At 34.7% G+C, this 18,161-nt stretch carries 15 protein-coding genes; 3 read left to right on the forward strand and 12 right to left on the reverse strand.

Annotated features, from left to right (window positions below):
• Positions 1-128: 128 nt before the first annotated feature.
• The 12 genes from FTU00_RS13800 to rfbB form a co-directional block, all read right to left on the reverse strand.
• Complete coding sequence (locus tag FTU00_RS13800; protein WP_180179917.1) at positions 129-767, reverse strand: sugar transferase; 639 nt, start codon at positions 765-767, stop codon at positions 129-131.
• Between the two features lie 843 nt (positions 768-1,610).
• Positions 1,611-2,576, reverse strand: a complete 966-nt coding sequence (locus FTU00_RS13805; RefSeq protein ID WP_257229813.1) for a GNAT family N-acetyltransferase — start codon at positions 2,574-2,576, stop codon at positions 1,611-1,613.
• A 72-nt stretch (positions 2,577-2,648) separates the two neighbouring features.
• Positions 2,649-3,803, reverse strand: coding sequence for a glycosyltransferase family 4 protein (locus FTU00_RS13810; RefSeq protein WP_180179908.1), 1,155 nt, complete (start codon positions 3,801-3,803; stop codon positions 2,649-2,651).
• Complete coding sequence (locus FTU00_RS13815; protein ID WP_180179909.1) at positions 3,800-4,669, reverse strand: glycosyltransferase family 2 protein; 870 nt, start codon at positions 4,667-4,669, stop codon at positions 3,800-3,802. The genes FTU00_RS13810 and FTU00_RS13815 overlap by 4 nt, the downstream gene beginning before the upstream one ends.
• A 2-nt stretch (positions 4,670-4,671) precedes the next feature.
• Positions 4,672-5,814, reverse strand: a complete 1,143-nt coding sequence (locus FTU00_RS13820; RefSeq protein ID WP_180018155.1) for an O-antigen ligase — start codon at positions 5,812-5,814, stop codon at positions 4,672-4,674.
• A gap of 131 nt (positions 5,815-5,945) precedes the next feature.
• Positions 5,946-6,833 carry a glycosyltransferase gene (locus tag FTU00_RS13825; RefSeq protein ID WP_180057913.1) on the reverse strand — a complete coding sequence of 296 codons (888 nt, stop codon included), beginning with the start codon at positions 6,831-6,833 and terminating at the stop codon, positions 5,946-5,948.
• 15 nt (positions 6,834-6,848) lie between these two features.
• Positions 6,849-8,093 carry an O-antigen translocase gene (locus tag FTU00_RS13830; RefSeq protein WP_180179910.1) on the reverse strand — a complete coding sequence of 415 codons (1,245 nt, stop codon included), beginning with the start codon at positions 8,091-8,093 and terminating at the stop codon, positions 6,849-6,851.
• Positions 8,094-9,209 (reverse strand): DegT/DnrJ/EryC1/StrS aminotransferase family protein, encoded by a 1,116-nt coding sequence (locus tag FTU00_RS13835; protein ID WP_180179919.1) that lies wholly within the window; start codon positions 9,207-9,209, stop codon positions 8,094-8,096.
• An 87-nt stretch (positions 9,210-9,296) separates the two neighbouring features.
• Positions 9,297-10,385, reverse strand: a complete 1,089-nt coding sequence (locus FTU00_RS13840; protein WP_180179911.1) for an acyltransferase — start codon at positions 10,383-10,385, stop codon at positions 9,297-9,299.
• Positions 10,386-10,480: 95 nt separating this feature from the next.
• On the reverse strand, positions 10,481-10,906 hold the full coding sequence (locus tag FTU00_RS13845) for an FdtA/QdtA family cupin domain-containing protein (protein WP_180012109.1): 426 nt from the start codon (positions 10,904-10,906) through the stop codon (positions 10,481-10,483).
• A gap of 5 nt (positions 10,907-10,911) precedes the next feature.
• Complete coding sequence (gene rfbA / locus FTU00_RS13850) at positions 10,912-11,787, reverse strand: glucose-1-phosphate thymidylyltransferase RfbA (RefSeq protein WP_104426847.1); 876 nt, start codon at positions 11,785-11,787, stop codon at positions 10,912-10,914.
• Positions 11,787-12,845 carry a dTDP-glucose 4,6-dehydratase gene (rfbB, locus tag FTU00_RS13855; protein WP_180179912.1) on the reverse strand — a complete coding sequence of 353 codons (1,059 nt, stop codon included), beginning with the start codon at positions 12,843-12,845 and terminating at the stop codon, positions 11,787-11,789. The genes rfbA and rfbB overlap by 1 nt, the downstream gene beginning before the upstream one ends.
• 748 nt (positions 12,846-13,593) lie before the next feature.
• Here rfbB and FTU00_RS13860 point away from each other — a divergent pair.
• The 3 genes from FTU00_RS13860 (at position 13,594) to FTU00_RS13870 (ending at position 18,158) form a co-directional block, all read left to right on the forward strand.
• The gene (locus FTU00_RS13860) at positions 13,594-14,670 is read left to right on the forward strand and encodes a polysaccharide biosynthesis/export family protein (RefSeq protein WP_034170758.1); all 1,077 of its coding nucleotides are present in this window, start codon (positions 13,594-13,596) and stop codon (positions 14,668-14,670) included.
• 431 nt (positions 14,671-15,101) lie between these two features.
• Complete coding sequence (locus FTU00_RS13865) at positions 15,102-17,285, forward strand: polysaccharide biosynthesis tyrosine autokinase (RefSeq protein WP_180179913.1); 2,184 nt, start codon at positions 15,102-15,104, stop codon at positions 17,283-17,285.
• Between the two features lie 168 nt (positions 17,286-17,453).
• Positions 17,454-18,158: an FKBP-type peptidyl-prolyl cis-trans isomerase gene (locus tag FTU00_RS13870; protein ID WP_125279709.1), complete on the forward strand. Its 705-nt coding sequence runs from the start codon at positions 17,454-17,456 to the stop codon at positions 18,156-18,158.
• Positions 18,159-18,161 lie beyond the last annotated feature (3 nt).

Here is an 18,161-nt window from a genome sequence, read left to right on the forward strand (position 1 = left end):
AATTACGCAAAATAATTCGGTACTATTAAACATCGGGACTAGAGTTTTAAGTTTTGTGTGGTAACTCAACTGATGGCTCTAGTCCTCTTATTTTTCAAGTCAATTTTTTATCCGCGATTCGGGTTAAATTATTTCACTTCTTTTGCACGTAAGTGGCTTTCAGTGACCTCCTTTCTACAAAATCGTGCAGCACCAACTTCTTGATCTGGCGCATTAATACCTTCTTGATTAAACATCACCTTAGCTGTTTTAAACATAATTTTAAAATCTAGCCAAATACTATTTTGCTCAACATATTGAACGTCCAAGTCGAATTTTTCTTCCCAAGATAAGTTATTACGTCCACTGACTTGGGCAAGCCCTGTCATGCCGGGTTTTACCTCATGTCTTCGCATTTGTTCAGCCGTATAATGTTCTAGAAATTCTTTCATTTGAGGTCTAGGCCCAACAATACTCATATCACCTTTTAAGACATTTATAAGCTGAGGCATTTCGTCCAAGCTGGTAGAACGTAGTTTTTGACCGAATGGTGTAATTCGAAATTTATCTGGTAAGGGATTACCTTCTTGGTCAAATGCATTTCTCATAGACCGAAACTTAATCATTTTAAAGAGCTTTCCATTTTTACCAGGTCGTTCTTGATAGAAGAAAATTGGTGAGCCTAGATTTCTACGTACTTTATAAGCAATGACGATAAAAACTGGCAATAATATAAATATAGCAGCAAGCGAAATAATAATATCGATTAATCGCTTAACAACTTTTATATCACTCCTAAAAAGGTCAGCACTAGAATATAGATGAGGGTAAGATGTTAAGGCATTTTTTAAAATTAGATCTTTCTTCCCCCGATAATACCAGGATTTTTTTTTCTCTAGCTTAGCCACTTTATTTATCCGTGGAGAAAATTGAATGATTTGGTTCTTATACCCTTCTTTTTCTACAAGATTTTTTTTTAAGAAAATATTATCTTTTTCAATAAATAACGATTTACGTGTTGTAATAGAGCTTTTTACAAAGTTTTCGATCTTATTTTTTTCTTGTTGTAGATCCATTAATAAACACCTCACTATGTCTATCTACGCATCATATCAATTGTATTTTTATTAAAGTAGAGAGACTATTGTTAGCCAATTTCATATTTTAGTTTTTTAGAAATATTATTATTATTTTTATTAAAATATATATTTAACTAAATTTAGTTAAATTTCACCTAATAAAAAACTTAAGTTTATATTTTTTCTATAAATATTAGCCACTTATATTAAATTAAAATAAATAATTTATAATTACACTAGATCAGTTAATAATGAAATATATTTCATTATTAAGGTAAATAATTTTTTAAAATATAGCAAATCTCACACTAAATAAAATGTGACAAAATGTAATTTATTTATAAATAATGAGTCTTATATCACAATAAAATACTATTTTAAGCTTATAATTAAATATATTTCTAATTAATTACACAATCAAGATAACGTTATTTTTATTCTATTGAGACCGTCTTAAATATATAAAACCAGATAAGATAAAAAAATTTAAGAAAACTAGAAATCCACCTCTAATAATAATGAGGTGGAATAATTCAAGTTAAAATTAGGTGATCATAAATCTATACTATAATAATCATGCACAATACCACGTGCACCAAATCTTTCTTTTTGATCAATCAATCCAATGTTTAAGTATTTCCCTTCATTTTCATTAGAAGTACCGAAATCAAATATTTTGGCATTTTTCTTACTTTTGTCTATTAAATGATCAATGAGATAATCTAATACCTTGTTCTCCCTACCTTTATCATTGCTAGCCAAATATTGAGTATGAACTACTCTTTCAGTTTCAAAAGTCACTGCTCCTGCCACAATATTTCCATCAAGACAACATTTATATGCTTTTATATTATTAGGGAAACGACTTTTTAATAAATCTATTTCATCTTCATTATGTACAGGTTGTTGGTTATGATGCTGACGCAGTACTTCCCGGATTACTCCCCAAACCATACTAGGCTGTTCTACTTCCTCACAGCTAACCCCATTTTTTTTGAGCTTATTGACTGATCTTCTTTTACTTTCTGAGTATGAATATTCTTCATTTAAATCAATAGAAACACTAATATCTCGTCGGTAAAGCTTGGCATCATTTCGAAATAAAGCATACAAGTCTTCTTGAGCAGGATAATTATGATAAATAACAGGAATGCATTTATATATAATCTTATCAATATTTTTTTGTTTTAAATAAATTTTTAATAAATTAAATAATTCTAGCATGTCAGCGGCATGAATATCTCTATTAATTAAAAAACCGCCAAAAGTTAAACCTTGATGACTATAAAAAATATTATCTTTAATATTTCCAGGCAATAAGGCTACAATTTTCCCTTTTTCATTTTTAAATATCAATGAGAAATCCTCAAATCGATCAGCATGATATTCCATAAAATCACGATTAAACATAAAATGATAATTTTTACATTTTAATAAAAATTCATTCCATATTATTTTATCTGAATTTTCATATTTATGTATTTGAAAACCTAAGTCTTCTTTCATTATAGTACCCATATCTATATCCTAGTTATTATTTTTAAATCAAATATAATTTTTCTATTTATTAAAAAAATACTATTACTTTTTTTAAAGCCCATTAATGCCCATCATTTGTAATAGTCTATGGTTTATATGATCCGCATTAAAATTCTTTCTAGCATAGAGAAATCCTTGATAGCCCATTTTATTTATTTGTTCAGGATGTTCTATAAAATAAGTCATTTTCTCTACCAATGCAGCCACATCCCATTTAGGAATTAGGAAACCTGTCAACCCATCGACTACAGTCTCATTGCAGCCTGGAACATCAGTAGTGATGACTGGACGTCCTACAGCCATTGCTTCTTGTGTACTACGGGGCACCCCCTCTCGATAATAAGACGGCAATACAAAAACCGCGCTATTACGTAACCTTTGATCTACATCAGTCACAAAACCATTATATTCGATAATACCTGTTTGTATTAGCTGATCTAATTCAGCTTGCTTTAAGCCAGTTGGATTTTCAGGATCTAATCCACCAATAATTTTAAACACAACTTCAGGATATTTTCTTTTTACTATTCGTGCTGCTTCTATATATTCAAATATTCCCTTTTCAGCGATCAATCGAGCTATAAATATAAATGATATATTGTTCTGATTATTCCATTTTGTATAAGCATAATCTTGTAAATTAAGGCCAATCGGCCCCAAGACTTCAATCGCATTTTTTTTATGAGGCAAATTATAATGATGGACTAAATCCTTAGGATCATCATGATTTAAAAAAATAATTTTATCTAAATAAGGAAATGCAAGCCGATATAGCGCCACCTGCACAAAACGTATGAATTTAGCCTTTAAGCTTTGGCCATATTTATGAATAGTAAAAGGTGAGCCTAGTCCTTCGATCATGCCATAAATATAAGGCACTTTAGTCTTATAGGCAGCTAGCGTTGCATAGATAACAGGCTTAGTTGAATATGAGAATACAATATCAGGTTGAATTTCTTTTATTTTTTTAGCCAGCTGATAAATTGAACGTAGATCAGCCAAGGGATTCAGCCCTCCTCGACTAAGCTGATATGTCACTAAGGTGACTCCTAAATCTTGAATTTTGGCCAACCACTCATTTGTATATTCGGATACAAAGGCATAAACATGATAATTCTGTGCCAGACAAGACAAAATAAAATCTTTTCGAAAACCGTAAAGATTAGAGGCAGTCGTTCCAATGATGATAATTTTTTTAGAGATCATGGCTTTATACGCTCTATGAGTTCTAATTGTGCAGCATAAAAATTTTTATCAGAGTCAGAGACTGATGTAACTCTACGCTTATGTAGTATCTGCATTAAGTTCAAAAAATTTAGTACTTTTACAATAATTTTTTTAATTTCAAACTTTAAAACAATCTTATTTTTTTCAAGATCGGAAATAGTACTATTATAATATTTATTGATTACTCCGATCTGGGTATTATAACCACTGATCATTTTTTCTTTTTTTACATTTTCAACTTCTCTATAAAAATATAAAGGTTCCTGTAAAACGACGTAATTAAAATCATTTTTTATCGCAGCTGAAAGCCATAGTTCATAATCTTCAGCTAAGCAATTATCGACTTGGTACGGGTTTCTTTTACACCACTCCTTTCGGGCAAGTAATGAAGGATGCAGTATATTAGTAACACCTTGCAAAATTTCTTTGGGTTGCATTTGATGATTAGAATAGATTCTCTTTCCTAAAATTTCATTCTTGTCTCCAATTGAATATAAGCTGGTGACTACGACATCAATATCTGGATTTTCATTTAGTACTTTAATCTGTTTTTCAAGACGATCGACTGCCATTAAATCATCGGCATCCATACGTGCAATAAAATCATACTTTGCTTCATTGATAATCTGATTTAAGCGGTAGGGTAATCTTCTATTATGCCCATCAGCTATGATACGGATTCTCGGATCATTAAATGAGCGGGCAATCTCTAAAGATCGGTCTGTTGACCCATCATCTACCAGAATTAATTCCCAATTTTGAAAAGTTTGCGCTAATACCGATTTAATGGCATCTTCTAAATATTTTTCAGCATTAAAAAATGGTATTCCTATAGAAATATACATATTTATTCTTCCTTATTATTATTTGAAAATAGTAAAAAAGCGGCCAATAAAAACCAAAAAATCAGTGTTCTTGCGCTATAAGTTGTAAACCCATATAGCATCGGCCCCAAGAATATCAACTTGTTTGAAAATGATAATTTTTTAAATATTTGATATAAAAAGATTAAAAATAAAGAGATGCCGACGATCCCATAATAAAAAAGGATACCTAACCAAGTTGAATGAATTTCGTTCCCTTTCGGGTTATATAACCAGTGCGCACCTTGGCCAGCACCAAAAATTAAATATTGAGGATATTCAAGGAAGTTAAAAAGACCTCGTCCTTCTGCCTGGCTGTCTTTTTGATCCAGGCCTTCGACAAAACGCAGAACCACACTATCAAAAGCCCCTAAATGATATAAAAAGTAACTGAGGGTACTAAAAATGACTAATATGCCAAAAAATACAAATATTCTTTTATTCAGATCCCCTTTTTGACTAAATATAAATCCTAAAGTCAGCATTAAGAAGCCAATTGAAGCAGACCTTGACATGGTCAATAGAATTAAGAATAAAGCTAAAAAATAAACGATTATCTTTTTTAAATTACTTTCAGAAATATATAAAAAAATAGCACAGGTAGTTAAAACCCAAAATGCCATCTGATTGGGATCATTAAAAAGACCATTGTATCGTGGTTCAAAATTGTAACGACCTAATCCACTTGCCCAGATCGCAATTTCTATTACATAGGAAAATGGAATAAGAAACAGTATTTTTTCATAAAAAAAGTTAACTTGAGAGGAACTCAAATTCATTAATAATAAAAAAAACAACAAGTTAAAGATCCAGTAAATGGTAGAAACCATATAACTGGGATCTAGAACGATCAAATACCAAGCAAAATTTACACAAACTGTATATGCGACAAAGATTAAGGCTACACTTGAGTATTCGATGGTTATTTTTGAGCTACGGCTGAATAATAAAAATATAGCCGCCATAATAAAAAGGTGACTAAATTGTGGAACCCCACTAGACCAAAAATAAAACTGAGATAAGAAAAATGACAGCAAGACAAAGTATATAACCACTTTATCTTTTAAATTAATATCATCTAAAAAAATAATGTTATTTTTTGAATTACTTTCATTTAAAATAATCATTATCCATTCCTTTTATTATTATCTAATGCCTAGAATCAGCAAAAGAAATGATTAATATTTTTATATTACTAACTAAATTATTTTATTAAACATAGTTAAAATATAATTATTGATATAAAATTTTTTAATTATTAAAAATCTTTTTTTATTAAGAGCCAATAAAAAAATCTAAAAAAATCATATGTTAAAATTTCTGTAGGATATTCTTTTAAAATTTTTATCATCTTTTCTAATGATTTCTTTTTAGATAATAGCCCTAATTCAAATGCATTAATCCACAAAGCTCTCTTTTTTGCTTTATTAAATAAAATATGATTCTGATATTCACTTAGAATCATCATTCTTGAATCGTGCATAAGAGTCGTTTGCTTATGCATATTATTGTCATGCAACCTATACTTTGCAAAAAGCACAGGAAGATAGCATAACTCCCCTTCTTGCGCTAAAAGCAGCCACATATACCAGTCTTCTATTTGTACTTCTGCATTGTAGCCACCTATTTTTTTTAAAGCTTGAGTACGAATAAGTTGTGTAGTAGCGGGCAAATCATGTTCTAACAATAAAATCTGGTCGAAGGTATAACTTTTTCTTTTTTTAACTCTATTTTTCACAAGATTAGAATCATTATCAATAATTGATACTCCTCCAAATACAGCTATACAGTTCTTATTCTGGCTTAGAAATTTGGTTTGTATTTTTATTTTATCTTTTAAGATTATATCATCAGAAGCAAGGGAGGAAAAATATTCCCCCTGTGCCCATTCTAATGCTTCATTTAGAGTTGCGCTTAAGCCCTTATTTGGACGATGTCTAAACTCAAATCGGGTAAATCGTTTTTCACATAATGGAATTAATTCTTGTATTTTTTCTACTGAAGCATCTGTAGATCCATCATCAATAATAATTAACTCAATATTCTGATAAGACTGGTCAATAACACTCTTGATGCTATCATGTATAAACCTTTCATGATTATAACTTGGTATAACTATAGAGACTAAGGGTTGTTCACTTATCATAATATTATTCCCTCTTTATTTTAATTGTTTAAATATAAATAAACTGATTACGATCCAATACAGCCCATAATTTATGAGATGGGCAATAGAAACACCTTCGAAACCAAATACTTGAGTACATATATAAGTTAAAGCAATGAATGACACTGTAAATATAATCTCTGTACAAATATAGAGTTTAGTCATTGCTTTGCTGAGCATTAAATAAGCCAGTATCCAGCTTCCTATCTTCAAGGCATCTCCCATCATTTGCCAAAGAAATAAATCCTGCATAGGGGCAAAAGATGGACTAAATAATAAGTTGATAATCCAATCACGTAATATGAAAACGCAAATTCCGCCTAGAACAGCAAGTGGAAAAATAAACTTATAGCCTAAATAGACCTCTTTCTTAATTTCATCAATTGCATTGAGTTCTGATAAGCGCGGCAAGTAATACACGCCTAATGTAGTGGTTACAAGCAAAAGATATACTGTGCTTAGACGGATCATCGCCTCCCAATAGCCCGCATAAGCCAGACTAAATTCTTGGGTTAAGTAAGCCCGAATTAACATTTGCGATAGCGGCACACAGATTGCACTGACTAGTGCCATAAGAATAAACGAAGCAAATTTTTTGGTAATTCCTAGGTCTATTTTTCCTAATAGGGAGGAAAACTCAAACCAGTCTGCTCTATGACAGAGTATTAATGTCACTATAAATGCAATCGACTGATAAATGGATAATGCAATTAAAGCCCCATATAACTGCAGCTTGATTGCCAAAACACCAGTGATTACAAGTGCAAATAAACTACCGGCAATATTTGCAAGCACCAGCTTTAAAATTTCTTTTTTTCCATTCAATATGGCTAAAAATAGCGTATTGAAATTGAAAAATATTAAAAAAACAGCAAACCATATAAAAATCGTTTGGTATTTAAGTGATTGAAATATATATAATGCCAGCTGCTTTTGAAAAATAAGTATGAGAATCGCAAAAACGAGACTAAATAGAAAAACAATACTCCCTGCTGTTTTCCAGACTGCACGTTGTTTAGTCTCATCTTCATGATATTCAGCCGTATATTTAACTACAGCGGTATTAATGGCACTGCCAGCGAAAGTCGTCACCATTTGAATAAAATTCTGGAATTGGCCGATCGCTGCATATCCGGTAGGTCCTAGATATACAGCCAGAATTTTATTCAGTACAAACATGGTGATGGTCTTAATCAAAACGGCTACACCATTCAGTACACTGGTCCTAAATAGATTCATCTATGCCTGAAAACCATTACATAACTGAACAACCTGCTTTGCTTCATCCATAGATAAAGTGGGTCCAATTGGTAAGCTTAGGACCTCCGCATGAATTTGTTCTGAAACTGGAAAACTTAAGCCATTCCATTCCTGATAAGCCTGCTGCTGATGAGGTGGAATTGGATAATGAATGAGTGTCTGTACTCCGTTTTCTGCTAAATATTGTTGTAATTTTTCCCGATATTTTGTTCTGATCACAAATAAATGCCAGACATGTTGAGCATAAGTCTCGGTATCTATATTTTTGCACGGGAGCTCAATTGCGGGATTATGAATTTCTTTTAAATACAGATCTGCAATATGCCGACGATGCTGATTCTCCTGATCTAAAAATTTAAGTTTCACATTCAGGATGGCAGCCTGAATTTCATCAAGACGACTATTTACACCTGGTACCAGGTTTTTATATTTTTCATGTGAACCATAATTACGTATAGCTTTAAGCATCTGCGCTAACTCAGCATCGTTGGTGGTAATTGCTCCTCCATCACCGAGTGCGCCTAAGTTTTTACCAGGATAAAAACTGAAACCTGCAGCATCTCCCCAATTTCCTGCTTTTTGACCATTTATTTCAGCACCATGACCTTGGGCCGAATCTTCTAAAACCAGCAAGTTATATTTTTTGGCAATGGCCATAATTTCTGGCATTGCAGCGAGCTGTCCATATAAATGCACAGGCAAAATTACCTTTGTTTTTGGAGTTATGGCTGTCTCAATTTTCTGGGTATCAATATTAAAAGTCGTTATATCCGGTTCAACCAGTACCGGTTTCAGATTATTCTGTGAAATAGCTAAGATACTTGCAATATAGGTATTTGACGGGACAATGACCTCATCTCCTTCATGGAGTTTTCCTAATTCTTTCCATGCGCGTAGCGTTAAAATAAGCGCATCCAAGCCATTAGCAACACCTATGGCATATCGTGTTCCACAATAATTTGCAAAATTATGCTCAAATTTTTCTAATTCTTTGCCACAGATATACCAACCAGAGTCAATTACCCGAGTGCAAGCTGTAATCATTTGATCACGATATTGCATATTTATCGCTTTCAGATCTAGAAAAGGAATCATTCTTATCAATCTCATATAAAAATTTATATTTATTTTTTAATCTCATATTAATTAAAATTAATATATCTATAGTATTTAAATACAATCCTATTTATTCAGTTCATAACCTTTAGATTTAAAGCTTGGCTCCAATAAAAATTGTTTTACTTTCTTATTTAGCGGTTTTTCAATAAATCTATACATTAAAAAGCTAGCGATTAGAGTGACAATAAATATAAAAAAGGAAAACAGCATTAAGTCCATATTCAATGAAAATATTTTTCTTATATAATTTAAAATTTGTATTTCCAAAACATGCAGCAAGTAAAAAGAAAAACTGATTTCCCCTGCTAACACCATGTATTTATTTGACAAAAACTGGGTAATTATACTTTTTTTCTGAATAACATGAGACAGTGCAAAAATTAAAATAATTGCTGCCATAGGCACCCAATAATAAATTGAATACCTGTAACTTATATCTATTTTATTATGGAATACAAAGAATAAAATAAAAAGTAAAATAGCTCCTAATTCAAATATAACTACAGGTTGCTTAATTTTGGAATAGCCCACTTTTACTTTTTCAAAAATATCAAACAGGATAATACCCAACAAAAAGTCAGAAAAACGCACATATGGTGAAATATATAACCAATAGTGATCCTGATTTTTATCAAGCTGAATATTTAGAATCAAAATACCTATAAGATATAGTATAAAAATATAACTTCTGATTTTTTCAGAAATCAAAAATGCAAATGGAAACAGCAGGTAGAAGAACATTTCATCAGAGATACTCCAGGAAGGAGAATTCAATGAGAAATGGATTTCTTCTGCTGTAAAAAAGCTTTGTATCAGAAAAACATGCTGTATTAAATATTCCCAACCCTTCCCAGCCTGAGCAAAAGTTAATAAAAATACCAGTGCTGTTGTGGCAATATGTACGGGATATATTCTGGCTAAACGAGAAATATAAAATTCTCTTTTCGAAATATTTCCGATTAAAAACTTTTCTTTATAATTGTAGGCTAAGATAAATCCACTCAAAATGAAGAAAAAGCTGACCCCTAAAAAGCCTTCGTCAAAAATACTATTAAAAATATTGGCATAATTGGTTTCTTTTAGAAAAGCCAAATGACTCAGAAAAACAAAAAGTGCGAAAAACATACGCAATGATGTAAGCGGCTTAATCACGTCATATATCTCCTTAATATTTATTATTATTTTTACAATTCTATCTTCTGAAGCTTCTTCTTTTGCAAGGCCTTCATTCTAATGAATTAATTTTATTATTTAGTGATCTGCTCAATCAAAGTCTGATCTACTTCTTTTAGGAACTGGTCGTAATTACGAATGTAATCACTTTCATCATAGTAATCACTTGCCAGTACCAATAGGATGCAATCTTCTGAAAAATCATGCATCTCATGCCAAACCATAGGTGGGATCAATAATCCCTTATTAGATTGAGCAATTAAAACTTCCTGTTTTTCTCTGCCATTATCCATCAGCATTTTACAGCTACCTTGAATTCCAAAAGCAATCTGTCGAAGTTGCTTGTGTGCATGGAATCCGCGTGGAACATCAGGTTGAGCGCCAGCAATATAATAAAGTCGCTGTATACTGAAGGGTATATTCCGATTGGCTTCTGCGACGACCAGACTGCCGCGGTGATCTCCCAGGTTAGGTAATTCAATCCACTTAATTAAGTTCATGCTCATTACCCCACCAAAGAAATCAGATATTGACCGTAGCCATTCTTATGCATGGTATGACCAATCGCTAAAACTTGCTCTTTACTCAACCAGCCATTGTTCAAGGCGATTTCTTCTAGACAAGCAACTTTATAACCTTGACGTCTTTCGAGGGTTTCAACAAATTGAGCCGCTTCAAGCAAACTACCCTGGGTACCTGTATCTAACCAGGCAAATCCACGTCCCAGAAGTTCAACATTTAGGTCACCACGTTCCAGATAAGCCTGGTTAATTGAGGTAATTTCCAGCTCACCCCGTTCTGAGGGTTTGACCTGTTTTGCAATCTGGATGACATCATTGTCATAAAAATATAAACCTGTCACCGCAAAGTTAGATTTTGGATTTTGGGGTTTTTCTTCAATTGAAATTACCCGTTGCTGTTCATCGAATTCTACGACGCCAAAGCGTTCAGGATCTTTCACCTGATAGCCAAATACTGTTGCACCTTTTTGTCGTGCTGCCGCCTGACGTAACATCGGAGTAAAACCTTGGCCATAAAAAATATTATCGCCCAGTACCAGACATACATTGCTTTGACCGATAAATTTTTCACCCAGGATAAAGGCTTGTGCTAAGCCATCAGGACGAGGCTGAATCGCATAACTCAGCTCCATGCCAAATTGCGAACCATCTCCTAATAAGCGCTTAAACCCCTCAATATCTTCTGGTGTACTAATCACTAGGACTTCACGAATACCGGCCAACATTAATACCGATAAGGGGTAATAAACCATTGGTTTATCATAAATCGGAAGTAACTGTTTTGAGATTCCTTTGGTAATAGGATGCAAACGTGTACCTGAGCCACCTGCCAAGATAATCCCTTTTGTTGTTCTTAACATTATACTGCCTCCCCTAAACGTTCACGCTGATAAGAACCATCCTGAACACGCTGACACCATTCCAGATTATTCAGATACCATTGCACCGTTTTCCGGATACCTGTTTCAAAGGACTCTTGTGGCTTCCAACCCAGTTCGCGCTCGATTTTTGAAGCATCAATCGCATAACGTAAATCATGACCTGGCCGATCGTTAACAAAAGTAATGAGGCTTGTATAAGTTTTTCCCTCCAGACGAGGCTTGAGCTCATCCAGAATTTTGCAGATGGTTTTAACCACCTCAATATTCTGTTTTTCATTATGCCCCCCGATATTGTAGGTTTCTCCCACGATGCCTTCGGTTGCAACCTGATATAAAGCACGCGCATGATCTTCTACAAAAAGCCAGTCCCGGATCTGTTGACCATTGCCATAAACCGGCAATGACTTACCATCCAGGGCATTTAAGATCATTAAAGGAATCAATTTTTCAGGAAAGTGATAAGGACCATAATTATTTGAACAGTTCGTGATTACGACTGGCAAACCGTAGGTTCTATGCCAAGCCCGAACCAAATGATCCGAACTGGCTTTACTTGCTGAATAAGGTGAGCTTGGTAAATAAGGCGTAGTTTCAGTAAATAAGTCTGTTGTACCTTCTAAGTCTCCATATACTTCATCCGTTGAAATATGATGGAACTTGAATCTAGACTTTTTAATCGTAGATAGATTTTGCCAATACTTTCGGGCTACTTCCAATAAGGTGTAAGTTCCCACAATGTTTGTATTAATAAATTCTGCCGGACGATCAATCGAACGGTCCACATGAGACTCTGCAGCCAGATGCATAACGATATCTGGCTGAAACTCTAAAAATAATCGGGTTAAAGATACATGGTCGCAAATATCAGTTTGCGTAAATTGATAACGAGGATGATCCGATACAGAAATAAGTGACTCCAGATTACCTGCATAAGTTAACTTATCAACATTTAATACATGATGTTCAGTCTCGTTAATGAGATGCCGAATGACGGCAGATCCAATAAAACCGGCCCCACCGGTTACCAATATATTCATCACCATTTTGATTATCCTTTAATATTTTTTATTTTACTTTTCACAAATTATTTTTAATGTGTTAATGCCGTCTAGGCATATCTGTTTTTATTGATTTGTCTATAAGATATATTAATTTTATTACACAAACTACCCATAGAGCAGCTAATCATCAAATGTAGTTACATTTTACAAATCCGGATAATGTTTTTTAAACTTAGTCCATCTTATATAGGCTCCAAGTTTTTTAGATAATTTTCCACTAATATTAATTTAACAATCACCTAAACTAATTAAATATTATTTTAATTAACAACAGATTATTTTGATTACTATAAAGATAAAGTATTTTAAATTCTATTAAAATATAATTGAATATTAAGAAAAATCAATGATCTAAAAAACCTCTAGATTAGATAAAAATTATATGAAAATACTTTTCTATATTAATTTCAGGGCTTAATTCCTTCTATCATTGAAGAATAGTACTTATTTAAAAAATAACAATTGGAAACAATTAATATTCTAATGCTATCTTAAGCAATTCACTATATCTCTATAGCTTATTTAATCACGGTTTCACGTCCATTTTCGTCAATCTTACAGTTAAATTTCAGCTCAAACTTGTTAAATTGACTTAAGAATAGCTATAGACAAGGTATGTGATCTATTATATTTTTTAGACGTTAATCACATAAACCGAATTCAAAAAAATTAATAATTATTAATAAATACCAATTCTGAACATATAAAAATAAAGGGGTTTCAAGTGAACTATAGACACCTTTTAGGTACTTTTACCTTAAGCCTATCTCTGGTTGGATGTGCAGCAACATCCGGCTTTCAAACGTATGATTTACCGACAGAAGGAATCTATCAAACTGAACTGGGAACTCCAGTCAATCTGGTGAAACTGACTCAGGATACATTACCTGTAGTACAGTCTGCGCAAACGCATAATCTCAGTCATTATGCTCCTCTATTTCAGACTGAGGTGCAGGATTACCGCTTGAATCCAGGAGATATTTTATCTTTCCAGCTATGGGCTTATCCCGAAATTAGTGCCGTTCCTACAGCAAGTGACAATAACAATGGTTATCAGATTGACCGGAATGGTTATATCCAGTTTCCATTCATCAATCGTTATAAAGCAGCCGGAAAAACCCTTCCACAAGTGAATCAGGAAGTACGACGTCTGTTAATTCCTTATTTGAATAATCCAGATGTGGTCGTGAGAGTAATTTCCTATCAGGGACAGCGTTATTCAGTAGTGGGGAATGTAAAATCAGCTGGACAATTTTATCTGACTGATCAGCCGGTAAGTGTGTATACGGCGCTGGGCCTAGCCGGTGGGATTAATGAACAAGGTGATTCCACTTCAATCCAGCTCGTACGCCAAGGTGTGACCTATGATCTGAACACAATTGCTTTGGAAAAAGCTGGGTATTCCTTACACAAGCTACTGATTCAACCCAATGACACCCTGTATATCAGTCCTCGGGAAAACCAGAAAATCTATGTCATGGGTGAAGCCGGCACCAATAAACCATTACCTATCCGTGATCAGGGCATGACGCTCGCTGATGTACTGGGTGAAAGCGAAGGTATTAATCCATATTCTGCCAATCCGAGTCGAATTTATGTCTTGCGTGGCAATTCTGACAACAAGATGACTGAAATCTATCACTTAAGTCTAAAAAATCTGGGAGATTTTGGTCTGGCTAAACAGTTCAAGATGAATAGTAACGATATTGTCTATGTTGATGCTACTGGTCTGACCCGTTGGGAACGCGTAGTGAGCCAGATTCTTCCATTTTCATATGTCGCTGGTTCAGCTATACGATAGGTGAAAGTATGAAAATTAAAAATCTTTTAGCAATCTGTTTTGGACATGTTAATCATCAATTAGTGAATAAACATTTATTTATAAGATCTATCCGTACTTTCAGATTAAATCTATAAGGCTGGATCAACTAAATAATGACTGTTAGTACTAATAAAAACACTATTTTTAATTCCTCCATGGACTTCACCTGTAACTCCATGGTGCCCGAAAACCAGATATGAAACAGATTAGATGAAAGACAACATTATTCTGATCAGAATCAGAATGTCTGGTCTTTAGCGGACTCGACATCCCAAGAGAGGATAAAAAACAGAATATTGAGGATCCTTTCTCGCAGGGAGCAGCAAGTCATTGATGCATTTTTTTTGAGTTAATTCAAAATGGCATCAGCGACTGGAAAAATCACTTTTAAACTTTTAGATAGTAAAATTATGAACAAAAATAACAATACCGATAATATGATTGACCTAAAAGGGGTGTTCTTTTCCCTGCTCGCGCAATGGAAGCTCATCCTGCTATGTGGTTTGCTCAGCCTGATTGTAGTGCTGCTTTACCTACGTACCGCAGCAATTAACTATAAGGTTGATGCAATCGTCCAGGTCGAAGAAAGTAGAGGCTCATCAGCTGCTTTACTTGGCAGTCTGTCCAGCATTGTGAGTCAGATGTCTTCATCCAATGCCGAGATTGAGGTTTTAAAATCACGTACGATTCTCGAATCCGTAATTGACCGTTTAAATCTGGATCTGCATATTGCCAGCACTGAAGACTCTTTTATCAACCGTTTGATTCAAGGCAGAACTTCTCAAACTGAATATCAGACCGAAACTGTACGCTTTAAAGATGGTCAAAAAAGCTTCGATATCCGTCAGTTTGAAGTCCCTGTAGCCTATCTGGATAAAAATTTGCTGCTGAAATTTCAACAACAGAGCTTTAGCCTGATCAATCCACTGACCGAAGAAATCGTCTTTCAAGGCGCACTAAACCAGCCGGTTGAGGCTAAAGCTGCACAGGGCGACTGGAAAATTGCTATCTTTACTCAAGATAATCTCGATAACAGCTATCAGGTGAAAAAGCTCTCATTGCCTTCAGCGATCGATTCTATTCTCGCCAATTATACAATTACAGAAAAAGGTGATCTGAGCGGTGTTCTACAACTTCGCTATCAGGGTCAAGATAAACAGCACATTACTAAAGTCCTGAATACGATTTTAGCAGTTTACAGCCAGCATAATATTACACGCCGTTCAACAGACACTGCACGAACACTGGCTTTCCTGGATGAACAATTGCCGGATTTAAGAAAACAGCTTGATGATGCAGAGTTTGCCTTCAATCGCTTCCGCCAAAAATATAATACTGTGGATATCACCAGAGAATCAGAATTATATTTAAATCAGAGCGTGAATTTAGAATCACAAAGAGCCCTACTTGAACAGCGACAGGCGGAAATAGGTGCCAAGTATGCAGCTGCCCATCCGGCCATGCGTGAAATTACCGCCCAACTTCGCGTAGTGAATGGCAAGATTCGTGAGTTGAATTCAACACTTAAAAATATCCCAGAGATTCAACGCCAGTATTTACAACTGTCTCGTGACGTTGAAGTGAAACAGCAACTGTATACTAATCTGGTAAATTCTTATCAGCAACTGCGTGTTGCTAAAGCAGGTGAAAGCGGTAATGTTCATATTATTGATACCGCACTTGAACCAGTTGACCAGATTCAACAGAAACAGCCTCTGATTTTATTTTTAACCTTCTGTTTCGGTATTTTTCTGGGCATCCTGGTGGCGTTGTTGCGTAACATGCTACGTTCTGGTGTGAAAGATAGCAGTCAGATCGAATATCAGTTAGACCTGCCAGTCTATGCCAATATCGCTCATTCGACTGTTCAGAAACCTGGCCTGAAATTACTGAAAAAGAAAAAAATGCCTTTCTTATTGGCATTGAAACACAGTGATGATATGGCAGTTGAAAGCTTAAGAAGCATTCGTACAGCGAGCCACTTTGCTCTGACTCAGGCCAAAAACAATATCATGATGATTTCAGGTCCAGCACCAAAAGTTGGAAAATCTTTTGTTGCCAGCAATCTGGCCGTCATCATGGCAGAGAAAAATAAGCGTGTACTGATCATTGATGCAGACCTGCGCCGTGGTCATATACACAAATATTTTAATCTGGATAACCAGTATGGATTAACTGAATATCTGAATGAACACGTGTCTTTGGATAAAGTGGTACAAACCACCAATGTGCCGAACTTAAATGTCATTAGCTGTGGTGAAAATGCAACTAATCCAGCTGAGCTTCTGAATTCAGAACGCTTCCAGGAGTTGTTGCAAAAACTGATTCCACACTATGACCATATTATTATTGATACTCCACCGGTACTGGCTGTTACGGATGCGATCATTGTTTCCCGATACGTCGGACTTAATCTGGTTGTAGCACGCTATGCAAAAACCCAGATGAAGGAACTGGCACTTACAGTAAACCGCTTTAAACAGGCTGGCAGTACTGTCAATGGTCTGATCCTGAACGATATCCAGCGTTCAGCAGGTGGCAGCTATAGCTATGATTATACATATAGTTATAAGCCGAAAGCCAAAACCAGCTAATCTAATAGCTCCTAAAAAAAACCAGCAATCATTGCTGGTTTTTTCTTTTTTGAGTCGTACCAAATGCAGGTATTCACTTGCTAAAAAACCACCCGTTCTACAAGATTTCTTAAAATTTTCTGCTAAGATGGACTGAACCTCAACGATAACATTAGATTGGACAAATACATGAGTAAGGCCTTACCGATTGCCGTCGCTGTTCTTTTAGGCGGTGCCGCGCTAGTACCTGTTTACTATGCAACTCAAAACCCTGCTACTCAAACTACAAAAGCATCTAAAGATGCCTCTGCTGTCTCTAAAATCAGCTATGCACTCGGTTATGAAGTGGCGCATCAGACTCCTCCTGAGCTGGACATTAACAGTTTTGTGACCGGTGTACGTGAAGGACATGCGCGTTCTGCACCTGCCTATACGGAAGAAGAATTACAGGCAGCTTATGAGCAGTTCCAGAAAGAAATGCAACAAAAGCAGCTTGATAGTGCAAAACAGGCTCAAGCTTCAAGTGATACTTTCCTGACTGAAAATGCGAAAAAAGCAGGTATTAAAACAACTGCTTCCGGCTTACAGTACCAAGTCACGAAAGAAGGTACAGGTAAACAGCCAAAAGCCTCTTCAATTGTGAAAGTACATTACACTGGTAAACTGGTAGATGGCACTGTATTTGACAGTTCAGTAGAACGCGGTGAACCGATCGAGTTTCCATTAAATCAAGTCATTCCAGGCTGGACTGAAGGTCTGCAGCTGATGAAAGAAGGCGGTAAGGCAACTCTATATATTCCGTCAAATCTGGGTTATGGTGAACAGGGTGTCCCTGGTACGATTCCTCCGCATAGCACTTTGATTTTTGATGTGGAATTAATCGAAGTAAAATAATAC

The sequence above is a fragment of the Acinetobacter sp. YH12041 genome, from assembly GCF_013419975.1.
In the GTDB taxonomy this organism is placed as follows: Bacteria; Pseudomonadota; Gammaproteobacteria; order Pseudomonadales; family Moraxellaceae; genus Acinetobacter.